Genomic DNA, 12,777 nt, shown 5'->3' on the forward strand with positions numbered 1-12,777 from the left:
GGCGGCACCCACCGGTGCCGGCGGCGGCCGTCGCCTAATCGCCCGTGCGGGCGAGCCGGGGAACCACGTTCCTGGGGTGCATCCGCGTCAGCGGTAGGGATCTTCCGTCCCGAACCCGTCAGCTAACCCGGTCGGCGGCTGACGGAAGGACATGTGCATGCCAGTAGTGGCACCCGTACGACGACGCGCCGCCCGCACGGCGGCCCTGATCGCCGCGACGCTCGCTCTCTGCGTCGCGATCACCTCCGGCGCCGCCGTGGCCGCTCCCCCGGCCGCCCTTCCCGCCGCGGCACCCGGGCAGGACCCGGAGGGCGGCACCCCGAGCCTGCGCGCCCAACTCGAAGCCGCCAGCAAGGGCTGGCTGGACGCGAAGAGCGCCCTCGCCCGCTCGGTCGAGCGGCAGAAGCAGCTCACCAACCAGCTCGAGGCGACCGAGGCGGAGCTGGCCGAGCGCAGCGGCAAGGTCGGCGAGATCGCCGAGGTGGCCTACCGCACCGGCCGTCTCGGCACGGTCTCCGCGCTGCTCAATAGCAACACTCCGGACGGCTTCCTGGACCGCGCGGCCGAGCTGGAGGTGGTCGCCGCCAAGGAGGACCGGGCGCTGCGCGACCTCCAGGAGACCCGGGAGGAGGTCAACCGCACCCGCACCGCGCTCGGCGGCGAGATCACCGAGCAGCGTAAGCAGGTCACGGTGATGGCCAAGCGCAAGGAGCAGGCCGAGCGCGCGCTCGAGGTGGCCAACGCCTCGGCGTCCGGTTCCTCCGGCGGCTCCAACCGGGGCACGTCCACCGCGAACGCGGCCCCGGCGCCGCGCAACTCCGACGGCTCGTGGCCGTCCGAGTCGTGCAGCGTCAACGACCCGACGCCCGCGTCCGGGTGCATCACCCCGCGCATGCTGCACGCGCTCAACCAGGCCAAGGCCGCCGGCTTCACCCGGTACGTCTCCTGCCACCGCGACGGCGGCTCGGGGGAGCATCCCAAGGGCCGCGCCTGCGACTTCGCCGCCCAGAAGGACGGGTTCGGCGGCGACGCGACCGGCGGCGACAAGACGTACGGCAACAACCTGGCCGCGTACTTCATCCGCAACGCCGACCGGTTGGCCGTGCTCTACGTGATCTGGTACCGGCAGATCTGGCTGCCCAGCAGCGGGTGGAAGTCGTACAGCGGGGCTGGTGGCGACCCTTCCAGCGACCACACCAACCACGTGCACCTCTCGGTGTACTGACGCCGCGACCCGGGTGGCCCGTCGGTGCGGCGGGCCACCCGGCGTACGCACCCGGGCCCCCTCCGGTACGTCCCGGAGCGTAGGCGCGGTGTCGTCGGTCGACCGACGATCCCCCGCCCGTCCGCCGGCAGCATCGGGGGCATGACTCGGACCAGACCCACCACGCGCAAGGCGTTGCTCACCCTGCACCTGGTCACCTCCCTGGGGTGGCTCGGCACCGACCTGGTGCTGCTCACCCTCGGCGTCGCCGTGCTGCGGGGCGCCGACCCGGCCACGGTCTACCCCGTCGCGGCGCTGGTCGGCACGGTCCTCTTCGCGCCGCTGAGCATCCTCACATGGGTCGTCGGCGTGGTCAGCGCGCTGCTCACACCGTGGGGGCTGCTCCGGTACCGCTGGGTGCTGGTCAAACTGCTGATCACCACGGTGATGGTCGGGCTGGTGCTGTTCCTGCTCATGCCGAACCTGCGCGCCGCCGGCGACCTCGGCGCGGCCCTGCCGCCGCGGGACCGGGCCGACCTGGTGATCGCGCCTGCCGTGTCGACCAGCCTGATGGTCGTCGCGACCGTACTCTCGACGTACAAACCGTGGGGGCGGACGCGGCGGGCCGTACCGGCCGCACCCCGACGGCCCGCCCCGGCCGGACGCGGCGCGGCCTGACGACGTGGCGGCCGGGCGTCGCTGCCGTCCCAGCCCGGCGCGGCGTGGCGGCGGTCCGCCCGCAGCGGGCGACCTCAGTCCCGCACGGCCGGGTCGTCGGGGTCGCGGTCGAGCACGGCGCCGAGCCGGGCCGCCAGCGCCAGGTGCGCGGCGCGGGCCTGCCGGAAGGCGTACGGGAACAGCGGCGCGGGCGCGGCCAGCGTGATCTCGACGTCGACCCGGACCAGCCCACCCGGCTCGGCCCGCAGCCGGGTGTGGTTGCGCACGGTCGTGGCCGGCCACTGCCGGGCCACGGTGACGATCTCCTCGGGAGTGGTGACCAGGACGTCGGCCCGGTAGCGCGTCGGGAAGCGAACCGGCCCGGCGGGAAGCCGGTCGGAGATGGTGTAGCTGGCCTGCGCGCCGGGCCGGGGCGGGAGCCGGCGGACCCGTACGATCAGCGGGTGCAGGTCGCCCTGCCGGCTCAGATCCGCGAGCAGCGCGGCCGCGTCGGAGAGCGAGCATCGCGCCTGGACGGTGTAACTGAAGGAATCCCGCCTGAGCACACCGTCTCCCGCCGCCGTCGGTCGCCCGATCGTCGCGTACGCCGACCGGGCTGGCAACGCCCCGCGCGGTCACCGATCGGATACCGCGCTTTCGGATACCGGTCGCATGCCGGTCATCCGTCGGGGAATCGTGACGGGTGACGGAGAGGCAGGGGGTACGCCGATGAGCGGGCACGTGATGGTCTTCGCTCCCACGCCGCTGCTGACGGTGACCGTGGACCAACCCACCGGCCAGCCGGAGATCCACCTGCATCCCGGCGGTCAGGGCGTCTGGCAGGCCCGGATGATCATGTCGCTCGGCGGCGAGGTGGTGCTCTGCACGGCGCTCGGCGGCGAGATCGGCCAGGTCCTGGAGCCACTGCTGGTGAGCGAGGGCGTGGACCTGAAGGTGGTGGTCCGGGACTCCGGCGGCAGCGGCGGGTACGTCCACGACCGGCGGGAGGGCTCCCGGCAGGAGATCGTCGACGTGCCCGGCCAGCCCCTGAGCCGGCACGAGCTGGACGAGCTCTACAACCTCGCGCTCGGCGAGGGCCTGCGGGCGCCCGTGAGCGTCCTCAGCGGGCCGAACGATCCCGCGCTGGTCCCGCCGGACCTGTACCGGCGCTTCGCCGCCGACCTCGGCGCCAACGGCGGCCGGGTGGTGGTCGACCTCTCGGGAGAGCACCTCACCGCGGTGCTCGACAGCGGCGTGTTCTTCCTCAAGGTCAGCCACGAGGAGCTGATCCGGGACGGCCGCGCCGCGGACGACGACGAGGAGCAGCTGTCCCGGGCCATGTACGACATGCACGCGGCGGGCGCCGAGAGCGTGGTGGTGAGCCGTGCCGACCGCCCGGCGCTCGCGCTCGTCGACGGGGAACTGTTCGAGGTGGAGATGCCCCGCCTCCAGGCGGCGGATCCGCGCGGCGCGGGCGACTCGATGACGGCCGGCGTCGCCGCCGTGGTGGCGGGGGGCGGTGACCTGCGCACGGCGATCCGGACGGGCGCGGCGGCGGGCGCCCTGAACGTCACCCGGCACGGCCTCGGCACCGGGCGGTCGGACTCGATCGCCGGGCTCGTCGACCGGGTGCGGCTCGTCCCGGCCGGCACGCGCCCGCAGGAACGGACCACTCCGGACGAGCTGGCCGACCGGGTGATCGAGCGATGACGACACGCGTACTGGTGACCAACGACGACGGCATCGGCGCGCCCGGCATCCTGGCGCTGGCCCGGGCCGCCGTGGACCGGGGCCTGGACGTGGTGGTCGCCGCCCCGTTGGAGGAGGCGAGCGGCACCAGCGCGTCGATGACCGCCGTGGAGCGGGAGGGGCACGTCGTGGTCCGCGACCATCCGCTGCCCGAGCTGCCCGGCGTCCCGGCGTACGGCGTGGGGGGCTCGCCCGGTTTCATCGCGCTGATCGCGATGCACGGCGCGTTCGGGCCGCCCCCGTCGCTGGTTCTCTCCGGCGTCAACCGGGGCGCGAACGCCGGCCGGGCCATCCTGCACTCCGGCACGGTGGGCGCCGCCTTCACGGCCGCCGCGAACGGCTGCCGGGCCATGGCGGTCTCGCTCGACGTGCTGTCCGCGGGTGAGGCGACCGCCGCCAGCGGTGGGGCCGCGGTGGCCGCCGCCGGGCGCGTACGGGACGCCGAGCGGCACTGGTCCACCGCCGCCCGCGTCGCCCTGGACCTACTCCCCCGTCTCACCGCCGCGCCGCCGGAGAGCGTGCTCAACGTCAACGCCCCCGACCTGCCGCACGGGCGGCTGCGCGGGGTGCGTCGCGGCTCGCTGGCCACCTTCGGCCAGGTGCAGATGACCGTCGCCGAGACCGGGCACGGCTTCGTCCGCACCTCGTTGCAGGAGCCCGGCCAGGCGGCGCAGGCCGGCACCGACGTGGCGCTGCTGGCCCACGGGTACGCCTCGGTCACGGCGATCCGCGCCGTGAGCGAGGTCGGTGACGTGGACCTCTCGGGCCTCGACGGGGAGTGAACGCCCCGGGCGTCAGGCGCCCGGCAGCACCTCGGGCGTGGGGGCGCCCGCGTAGTAGGGCTCGGGCGCGCCGAACAGCCCGAGCAGGCCGGTCACCCAGAGCTGCCGGTGCACGAAGCGGCTCGGCTCGGTGACCACGAGCTTCACGCCGCTCACCTCGGCGGTCTGGAAGCCGGCGACCATGGCGCTGATGCCCACGGAGTCGATGAAGGTGACCAGGCGCATGTTGAGCTCGATGCGCTCCGGACGGCCCTTGGCCAGCACCTCGGCGATCGCCTCGCGCACCTCGTACGCGGTGTCGACGTCGATCTCGCCCCGCGGGGCGATCTCCACCACACCACCGGACAGAACCGACTTCACGATCGACAGGCTCACGCGAGCACCTCCACCCGCCCGTCCCCCGGGCGCCTCATCAGTACGCGGGCCGCGACCGAGAGTATTCCTCCGACGGCCTTGGTCGCCACCCCTGAGGGATGAGCATTTCGCGGATCAGGGCACGTGTTGTCGCCCTTGTCCCGACTCTTCTCTTCGTCTGTTCGTTCAACGATTCGCCACGACTCATGCGTCGCGGACCCAGGGTAACCCGTGCCGCCCAGCCGGGACGAAACGGCACGTGCCGCCCCGGCCAACCTCTGGTGATCATGAGGGTGCGCGGGGTGGGGCATTCATGATCGACTCCGCCCGGCGCCGTTGCGGGAGCTGCCTAGCATCGGCCGGGAGCCCACCCGCGACGGAGAGGACGATCGATGATCAAGAGACTTGCCGGCCTGGCCGGCGTGGCCGCCCTGCTCGCCCTCGTACTGGCCTGCGGGTTCGGCGGCGGGGACGACGACGATGACGACGACGACTTCGCCCGGGGCGTCACGGTGGCCGTCCTGCGCTGAGCGACCGCCCGGGCCGGCGGGTTTGCGCAGTCGGGGGGCGGGGCACTGGCGGAGGAGGCCAACCGTGACGCGCCGGGACGGACGGCCGAGCAGCCAGCGACCGTCCGCGCCGGCACCCCGAGGAGGTAACCCCGATGTTCGGAACCACCCTGCTCGACCGCCGCAGCAGACCCGAGCGGATCGCGGACCAGGCGTGGCAGCACCTGGCTTCCGCCGTCAGCTCCGCCGGGGACAGCGTCCGCGACACCGCCCGCTCCGCCCGGCGCGGCGGTCACCGTCTCGGCGACGAGGCCGGTGACCTCGTGGGCACCGCCGCCGAGGAGGCCCGGCGCCGGGCCAGCCTCGCCTTCGACGCGCTCGCCGGCCGCCGGCCGGCACTGCCCTGGACCCTGCTGGTCGCCGCGGCCCTGGTCGGCGCCGCCGTCGGTTGGGCCGCCGGCACCGCCGCCCGAGCCGCCGGCAGCCGCGACGACCGGGCGGTCGACGACATCGAGTTCGTCGACGTGGACCGGCCCAGCTCTCCCGCCAACCTGGAGTGATCCGCGCCGTGACGGTGTCGCCACGGCGGCACCGTCACGGTCGGGAAGCGTCCAGCCCGTCAGAATGCGGTGACGTCGGCGGGGGCCCGCTCGGCGCGGGCCAGGGCGCGCAGCACGGCCGGCTGGCCGCGCCGGCGTACGGCGAGCCGGGCGAGCAGCGAGACCACCGGGTCGATCGCCTCGGCGGGAAGGTCCGGGGTGGGCACGTCGACGCTGACCGCGAGGTCGTCGGAGTGCACCGCGATCTCCATGAGCCGGGTGGTGAGGAAGTCGTCCAGGGTGAGCGACCACGGGCCCCGGGCCAGGTGGACCACCCGCTGCGCCGGCTCGGCGGCCAGCGCCTCGGCGAGCCGCTGCACCGCCTCCGCGGTCCGGGCCGTGAGGGCGTCCGGCCCCTCCTCCGCGATCTTCTCGCCGACGCGGCGGATGCCCACGTTCACCTCCGCGTCGACGCCCGCGCCGACCCACACCCCGCGCGCGTAGTGGTCGAGCAGGTCGATGGGCTCGCCGGGCGGTACGGGCTCGGCCAGCACCGCCTCCACCTGGAAGACCTGCGACGCCAGGTGCCCGGCCAGGCCGGCGACACCGAATTCGGCGAGCGCGCTGGGGCTGTTCCACAACCGCGCGACGGCCGGATCGCCCAGCAGTCGTACGGCCGAACGCGCGGCGGTCAGGTAGGCCGTCCGGATCGGACCCATGTCGTACCTCCTCGGGGTGGGACCAGGGCGAGCCTAGGGTGCCGCGCGCGCCGGCCGGGCGGCGGTGGTGCTCCCAGGGCCCGGACCGCCGCTCACCCCCGTCGGGCGAGGACGGCTCACCCCGGGCGGCGGCACCATCGCGTGGAGGCGGCGTCCGTGCCGTGAGGCCGCCCCGCGCACCGGGAGGAGGGACAGATGGCCACCGAGACCGTCACGCGTACCGACCAGGACATCCAGTCCGACGTCCTCGACGAGCTGACCTGGGAACCCCGGGTACGGCCGCACGAGATCGGGGTGTCCGTGTCCGAGGGCGTGGTCACGTTGAGCGGCCGGGTGGACAGCTACGCCAAGAAGTGGGCCGCCGAACGGGCCGCGCACCGGGTGACCCGGGTCCGCGCGGTCGCGAACGACCTGACCGTGCAGCTGCCCGGCGGGGCCGAGCGGGCCGACCCGGACATCGCCGCAGCCGTCGGGCACGCCCTGGAGTGGGACGCCTTCGTGCCGGTGGAGCAGGTGCAGGCGACCGTCTCCGGCGGCTGGGTCACGCTGCACGGCGACGTGGAGTGGGAGTACCAGCGGCGCGCCGCCGAACGGTCGGTGAGCCGGCTCGCCGGCGTACGCGGCGTCAGCAACGGGCTCACCGTCCGCCCGGCGACCCGGCCCGACACCTCGGACCTCGCCCGCCGGATCGTCGACGCGCTGGCCCGCAACCGGGCCACCGAGGCCGAGCGGGTCACGGTGCGGGTGCACGGCGACACCGTGCTGCTGAGCGGTCTGGTGCACTCCATGCCCGAGCGTGCCGAGGTGGAGCGCGTCGCCTGGTCGGCGCCGGGCATCCGGGAGGTGCAGAACCGGATCGCCGTGGCCCCGGCGCTCCGCTAGAACCACCCCGGCCGGGTGACCCGCCCTCACCCGGGCGGCGGCCAGTGTGGGAGTCATGACTGATCCGAACGGTCTGATCGGGCCGGGGCGGCCGGCGCCCGACTTCGCGCTGCCGGCCACCCCGGACGGGCGCCGCACCGGGCCGGGCGACTACCGTGGCCGCCCGGTCGTGCTCGCGTTCTACCCGGCCGACTGGAGCCCCGTCTGTGGGGACCAGATGGCGCTCTACCAGGCCGCCATGCCGGAGTTCGAGCGGTACGGCGCGGCGGTGCTGGGCATCTCGGTGGACAGCATCTGGTCGCACCGGGCCTTCGCGGAGAGCCAGGGGATTCGTTTTCCGCTGCTCGCCGACTTCGAGCCCAAGGGTGCGGTGGCCCGCGCCTACGGCGCGTACGCGCCGAGCGGAGAGGCGGACCGGGCCCTCGTGGTGCTCGACCAGAAGGGCACCGTGGCGTGGAGCCACGTCTCCCCGCCGGACGTCAACCCGGGCGCCGACGGGATCCTCGACGCGCTGGAGCGGTTGTGCAGCAATCGTGAGGTGATGGCCGGATGACAACGCCACTGCAGGTCACCGCCCGTCTGCGGACGCCGGTGACCGGAGCCGACCATGTCCGGGGCGCGGACGACGCCCCGGTGACCGTCGTCGAGTACGGCGACTTCCAGTGCCAGTACTGCGGGGCCGCGTACCCGAACCTGCACGAGCTGCTCCGGCAGCGGGAGGGCACGGTACGCCTCGTCTACCGCCACTTCCCGATCGCCAATGTCCACCCGTACGCCGAGAGCGCCGCCGAGGCGGCCGAGGCGGCCGGTGCGCGCGGCAAGTTCTGGGAGATGCACGACTGGCTCTTCGAACACCAGGACCAGCTCGACCCCGTGCACCTGTCGCTCGGCGTCGAGCAGCTCGGCATGCCTCCCGACGAGATCGGCGCCGAGGTGGAGCGCCAGGCGCACGCCGACCGGGTACGCCGGGACTTCGTGGGCGGCATCCGCAGCGGCGTGAACGGGACGCCGACGCTGTTCCTCAACGACGTCCGGCACGACGGCGGGTACTCCCTGGCCGACCTGCTGGCCGCGGTCGACGCCGCGGCGGAGACGTAAGGCCGGGGCTCGGGCGTTCGCGCCCTCCCGGCCGTCTCAGATCAGCCGCAGCTCGCGCGCCCGCCGCACCGCCTCGCGGCGGCGGGTCGCGTCGAGCTTGCGGTAGATGTTGCGCACGTGCGTCTTCACCGTGTTGACCGAGAGCGACAGCTCGCTGGCGATCTCCACGTTGGACAGGATGCTCTGCAGGTAGCGCAGGATCGTCAACTCTCGCTCGGTGAGCGGCTCGTCCAGCGTCGGCCCGGGCTCGACGGGCGCCCGGTCCGTCGGCTCGTCCGCGCCCCGGACCAGGTCGCTCACGGTCGACCAGTGCGCCGTGCCGGTGTCGAGGTGGGCGGCGAGCAGGTCCCGTACGCCGGGCCCGGCGCGCAGGAACACCCGCCGGAAGCCCTCCGGGGCGGCCAGGTCGAGCACCTGTTCCAGGAGCCGGCCAGCCCGCCGCTCGTCCCCGCCCCGCTGCGCCAGGACCGCGTCGAGCAGGCCGGCCTCCAGCCGTACCGGCAACGGCCAGGCGGCCGCCTCCGGGGCCTGCCAGTCCGGCAGCACCCGGCCGGCGGCGCGCGCGTCGCCGGCCCGCAGCTCGACCCGGGCCAGCGCCACGGCCAGCGGCTCCACCGGCTCGGCGCGGTCCCGGACCGGCTCGGCCAGCAGTCCCCGTGCGCTGTCGAGGTCGCCGCGGTCGGCACGCAGGTCGGCGTCGGCCGCCACCAGCAGGTGCGCCAGCTCCGCCCCACCCGGCCGGTCGGCGGTCCGGGCGCGGGCCTCGGCCAGCAGCCGCTGGGCGGCCGCCGCATCGCCCCGGTCGTGCCGCAGCCACGCCCGGCAGAGCGCCGCCACAGCGGCCGCGGTGGCCTCCCCGGCCGGCACCCGTGCGCCGGGCGGCCTCCCGTTCCGCTCGTCGCCGGTCGCGGGCGCCGCGAGCGCCAGGTTCGCGGCGGCCTCCTCGGGCTGGTCCCGGTGCAGCGCCACCACGGCCAGGGCGAGGTAGGCGTACCCGCAGTCCACACGGCAGGCCCAGCCGTGGCAGGCGGGCATGGCCAGGGCCTCCCGGGCGGACGCCTCGGCGGCGCGCAGCTCGCCGCGTACCGCCTGGAGCAGCGCGGACCGGCTCGCGCACACCAGCTCCGTGCGCGGGCGGCCGGCCTCCCGCGCCGCCGCGAGCGCCCGGGCGAACCGTCCCGCCGGGAGCTGCCCCTCGGCCAGTTCGGTGAGCCCCAGCGCCGTGCCCGCGAACGCGCGCAGGTCGGCGTCCTCGGTGGCGCCGCCCCGCGGCCCACCGGTCGGGCCCGGCGTCTCCTCCGCGGTCGCCGCCCCGCCGGTACGTGCCGCCGGGGCGATGCGGTTGCGGACGAGGCGGGCCGCCGCGGCGCGCACCTCGGCAGGGTCGCCGGCGAGCCGGGCCAGGGTGAGTTCCAGCGCGGTGGCCAGCCGCAGGAAGCGGTCGCGGTGCGGCACGGGCAGCGTGCCCGCGTGGGTGACCGCCGTACGCAGGTGCGCCGCCGCGGCGGTGCCGTCACCGGCGTGGGCCCGCTCGGCGGCGCAGGCCAACGCCACCTCCGGGTCACGCCGCACGGCCTCGGGCGGCGGTGGCGTGGGGGCGGGCCCAGCGGAGGCGACCCCGTCGTACGGGGCCAGCTCCGGCCACTCGGCGACGAAGATCTCGCTGGCCAGGTCCCACCGGCCGGCGGTCAGCGCGTGCCGCAGCGCGTCGGCCGGCCGCCCGTTGTCGGCGTACCAGCCGGCCGCCCGCAGGTGCAGCTCGCGCAGCTCGTCGTCGGGCACCCGGCTCAGCTCGGCCCGCAGCAGGTCGGTGAGCAGCGGGTGGCAGCGGTACCAGGGGGGCCGGCTGTCGTCGCGGGTCAGCAGGCCGCCGTCGCCGGCCAGGTCGCCCAGCACCCGTCCCGAGTCGCCCCGTCCGGTGAGGGCGTCGGCCAGGTCGGCGCAGACCGTCTCGGCGAGGGCGGTGCGGCGCAGCAGGTCACGGGCCTCGGGCTCGACCGCCGCGAGCACCTCCTCGTGCAGGTATCCGGCGATCTCCGGCTGGTCACCGCCGAACCGCTCGACCCACCGCGTGACGTCGGGCTGCCGGCGCAGTGCCAGCGCCGCGAACCGGAGCACCGCGGGCCACCCACCGGTCCGTTCCCGCAACCGGCGCAGGGCCGCGCCGGGCAGGTGGACGCCGTGCGCCGCGAACAGGTCGGCCACCTCGTCGTCGGTGAAGGCCAGGTCGTCCGGCCCGATCTCGGTGAGTTCTCCGGCGAGCCGGAGCCGGTGCACGGCCAGTGGGAGCCCGGCGCGCGCCCCGACGACCAGGCGCAGCCGCTGCTCGGCGTGGCGGAGCAGGAACTCCAGGCCGGTGAGCGCCGCCGGGTCGGTGACCCGGTGCAGGTCGTCGAGGACCAGCAGCACCGGGCGCTCACGGGCGGCGAGGGCGGCGGCCAGCAGCTCCAGTTGGTCGGGGCGCGGCGGATGATCCGGAACCGGCCCCGCCCCCGCCGCGTCGGTGGTGTCCCGCAGCGCCGCCGCCAGGTACGACCAGAGCCGTTCGCCGTCGTCGCCCACCTCCACCGACACCCAGGCCGGCACCGGTGCGGAGGTGGGGTCGACGCTGCCGTCGGGCCGCACCTCGGCGCCCTCCCCCGCGCTGCCGCCCACGAGCCGGATCCACGAGGCGAGCAGGGTCGTCTTGCCCCAGCCCGCCGGGGCGCTCACCAGCGTGACCGGCCCGGCGCTGCCGGCGTCGAGCCGGCGCAGCAACCGGGGCCGGGCCACCACGGGTTCGGGCGGCGCGGGCGGCGTGAGCCGGGACGCCAGCAGCGGCGACCCGGTCGGCCCCCGCTGCGCCGTACCCACCCGCGCGCCGCTTCGCTGTTCCGGCATCCGGCCCACCCCCACGGACGCGTTCCTCCCCCGGTCGGCGGGCGGTTACCCGGCCGGGGGCCGTTCACCCCTTCGGGGCGAGTGGCCTTCCGCGGAACCGGTCGGCGAGGCCGGAGCGGGACGGGACGGGAGCCTGCGGACCTCGTCCGCTGTCGGCGCGGACGGGCGGGTGGCAGACTCGCGGGATGGCCGGGGAGCGGACGTACGACGTGGTGCTGTTCGGCGCGACCGGGTTCACCGGCGGCCTGACCGCCGAGTACCTGGCCCGGCACGCGCCGGCCGGGCTGCGGTGGGCGCTGGCCGGCCGCGACCCGGGCAGGCTCGCCGCCGTCCGCGAGCGTCTCGCCGCGATCGATCCGGGGCTCGGCGGGCTGCCGCTGGTGACCGCCGACGTGTCCGATCCCGCGTCGGTGGACGCGCTCGCCGCGTGCGCCCGGGTGGTGGCCAGCACGGTGGGCCCGTTCGTCCACCACGGGGAGCCGCTGGTGGCCGCGTGCGCCCGCGCCGGCACCGACTACCTGGACATCACCGGCGAACCCGAGTTCGTCGACCTCATGTACCTGCGCCACCACGCGGAGGCGGTGCGCACCGGCGCGCGTCTCGTGCACGCCTGCGGCTTCGACTCGGTGCCGCACGACCTGGGCGCGTGGTTCACCGTACGGCAGCTGCCCGCCGACGTGCCGATCACGGTGGACGGCTTCGTCCGGGCCGGCGGGCGGATCTCCGCCGGCACGTACCAGTCGGCGCTCCTCGCCTTCTCCCGCCGCGCCGAGGCGAGCCGGGCGGCGCGGGAGCGGCGGGCGGTGGAGCCGCGCCCCGAGGGCCGGCGGGTCCGGGCGGTGCCGGGCCGGATCGCCCGCTCCGCCGAGCTGGGCATGTGGGCGGTGCCGCTGCCCACCATCGACCCCCAGGTGGTCCGGCGCACGGCGGCCGCCCGCCCGGAGTACGGCCCGGACTTCCGCTACCGGCACTTCGCGGCCGTGAAGCGGCTGCCCACGGTGCTGGCCGGCGTGGTGGGGCTCGGCGCCGTGGCCGGCCTCGTGCAGCTGCCTCCCACCCGGCGCTGGCTGCTCGGCCGGCTCACCTCCGGTCAGGGACCGTCCCCGGAGCAGCGGGCGCGGTCGTGGTTCCGGATCCGGTTCGTGGGCGCGGGCGGCGGCCGGCGGGTACACACCGAGGTGGCCGGCGGCGACCCCGGCTACGACGAGACGGCGAAGATGCTCGCCGAATCGGCGCTGTGCCTGGCCCTGGACGACCTGCCCCCAGCCGCCGGCCAGCTCACCCCGGTCGCCGCGATGGGCGAGGCGCTGCTGACCCGCCTCGACCGCGCGGGGATCACCTTCCGTGTGCTCGACCGGGTTTGACCCTCGACCAGGTCGAGGCGACAGGATTCCGGGCGTGGAG

13 protein-coding genes, 1 pseudogene and 1 riboswitch are annotated in these 12,777 nt (G+C 75.8%); of the genes and pseudogenes, 10 read left to right on the plus strand and 4 right to left on the minus strand.

The genetic code is table 11. From position 1 onward, the window contains the following. Positions 1–21 precede the first annotated feature (21 nt). Positions 22–153: riboswitch (cyclic di-AMP (ydaO/yuaA leader) on the plus strand. Between the two features lie 13 nt (positions 154–166). Beyond that, complete coding sequence (locus tag D7193_RS16045; protein ID WP_479680916.1) at positions 167–1,225, plus strand: coiled-coil domain-containing protein; 1,059 nt, start codon at positions 167–169, stop codon at positions 1,223–1,225. Between the two features lie 141 nt (positions 1,226–1,366). Further along, positions 1,367–1,882, plus strand: a complete 516-nt coding sequence (locus D7193_RS16050) for a hypothetical protein (RefSeq protein WP_120780245.1) — start codon at positions 1,367–1,369, stop codon at positions 1,880–1,882. Between the two features lie 74 nt (positions 1,883–1,956). Here the strand turns inward: D7193_RS16050 and D7193_RS16055 are convergent, their stop codons facing one another. Continuing rightward, a complete protein-coding gene (locus D7193_RS16055) occupies positions 1,957–2,427 on the minus strand; it encodes an SRPBCC family protein (protein ID WP_120780246.1) in 471 nt (156 codons plus the stop codon). 163 nt (positions 2,428–2,590) lie between these two features. Here D7193_RS16055 and D7193_RS16060 point away from each other — a divergent pair, with 163 nt between their 5' ends. Together D7193_RS16060 and surE are read left to right on the plus strand one after the other, a co-directional pair. Further along, positions 2,591–3,571, plus strand: a complete 981-nt coding sequence (locus D7193_RS16060; RefSeq protein WP_174242626.1) for a PfkB family carbohydrate kinase — start codon at positions 2,591–2,593, stop codon at positions 3,569–3,571. Then, complete coding sequence (gene surE / locus D7193_RS16065; protein WP_120780247.1) at positions 3,568–4,392, plus strand: 5'/3'-nucleotidase SurE; 825 nt, start codon at positions 3,568–3,570, stop codon at positions 4,390–4,392. The genes D7193_RS16060 and surE overlap by 4 nt, the downstream gene beginning before the upstream one ends. Before the next feature lie 12 nt (positions 4,393–4,404). On the opposite strand, the gene D7193_RS16070 is transcribed toward surE, so the two are convergent. After that, positions 4,405–4,767 carry an STAS domain-containing protein gene (locus D7193_RS16070; RefSeq protein ID WP_120780248.1) on the minus strand — a complete coding sequence of 121 codons (363 nt, stop codon included), beginning with the start codon at positions 4,765–4,767 and terminating at the stop codon, positions 4,405–4,407. 371 nt (positions 4,768–5,138) lie between these two features. Here D7193_RS16070 and D7193_RS33475 point away from each other — a divergent pair, with 371 nt between their 5' ends. Both D7193_RS33475 and D7193_RS16075 read left to right on the plus strand, forming a co-directional pair. Next, a complete protein-coding gene (locus D7193_RS33475; RefSeq protein ID WP_158674817.1) occupies positions 5,139–5,276 on the plus strand; it encodes a hypothetical protein in 138 nt (45 codons plus the stop codon). Positions 5,277–5,410: 134 nt separating this feature from the next. Further along, a complete protein-coding gene (locus tag D7193_RS16075) occupies positions 5,411–5,815 on the plus strand; it encodes a hypothetical protein (RefSeq protein WP_120780250.1) in 405 nt (134 codons plus the stop codon). Between the two features lie 59 nt (positions 5,816–5,874). On the opposite strand, the gene D7193_RS16080 is transcribed toward D7193_RS16075, so the two are convergent. Beyond that, the gene (locus D7193_RS16080) at positions 5,875–6,513 is read right to left on the minus strand and encodes a maleylpyruvate isomerase N-terminal domain-containing protein (protein WP_120780251.1); all 639 of its coding nucleotides are present in this window, start codon (positions 6,511–6,513) and stop codon (positions 5,875–5,877) included. A 195-nt stretch (positions 6,514–6,708) separates the two neighbouring features. On the opposite strand from D7193_RS16080, the gene D7193_RS16085 reads away from it, so the two are divergent. The 3 genes from D7193_RS16085 to D7193_RS16095 are packed head-to-tail and all read left to right on the plus strand — an operon-like array spanning position 6,709 to position 8,493. Then, positions 6,709–7,395, plus strand: a complete 687-nt coding sequence (locus D7193_RS16085; protein ID WP_120780252.1) for a BON domain-containing protein — start codon at positions 6,709–6,711, stop codon at positions 7,393–7,395. A 55-nt stretch (positions 7,396–7,450) separates the two neighbouring features. Next, positions 7,451–7,948 carry a redoxin domain-containing protein gene (locus D7193_RS16090; RefSeq protein WP_120780253.1) on the plus strand — a complete coding sequence of 166 codons (498 nt, stop codon included), beginning with the start codon at positions 7,451–7,453 and terminating at the stop codon, positions 7,946–7,948. Further along, positions 7,945–8,493, plus strand: coding sequence for a DsbA family protein (locus D7193_RS16095; RefSeq protein WP_120780254.1), 549 nt, complete (start codon positions 7,945–7,947; stop codon positions 8,491–8,493). The genes D7193_RS16090 and D7193_RS16095 overlap by 4 nt, the downstream gene beginning before the upstream one ends. 36 nt (positions 8,494–8,529) lie before the next feature. Here the strand turns inward: D7193_RS16095 and D7193_RS16100 are convergent. Next, positions 8,530–11,441, minus strand: a pseudogene (locus D7193_RS16100) (winged helix-turn-helix domain-containing protein). Between the two features lie 117 nt (positions 11,442–11,558). On the opposite strand from D7193_RS16100, the gene D7193_RS16105 reads away from it, so the two are divergent. After that, positions 11,559–12,737, plus strand: coding sequence for a saccharopine dehydrogenase family protein (locus D7193_RS16105; RefSeq protein ID WP_120780256.1), 1,179 nt, complete (start codon positions 11,559–11,561; stop codon positions 12,735–12,737). The last annotated feature ends 40 nt before the right edge of the window (positions 12,738–12,777 follow it).

Origin of the sequence: Micromonospora costi (genome assembly GCF_003626655.1) — a bacterium.
In the GTDB taxonomy this organism is placed as follows: Bacteria; Actinomycetota; Actinomycetes; order Mycobacteriales; family Micromonosporaceae; genus Micromonospora; species Micromonospora costi.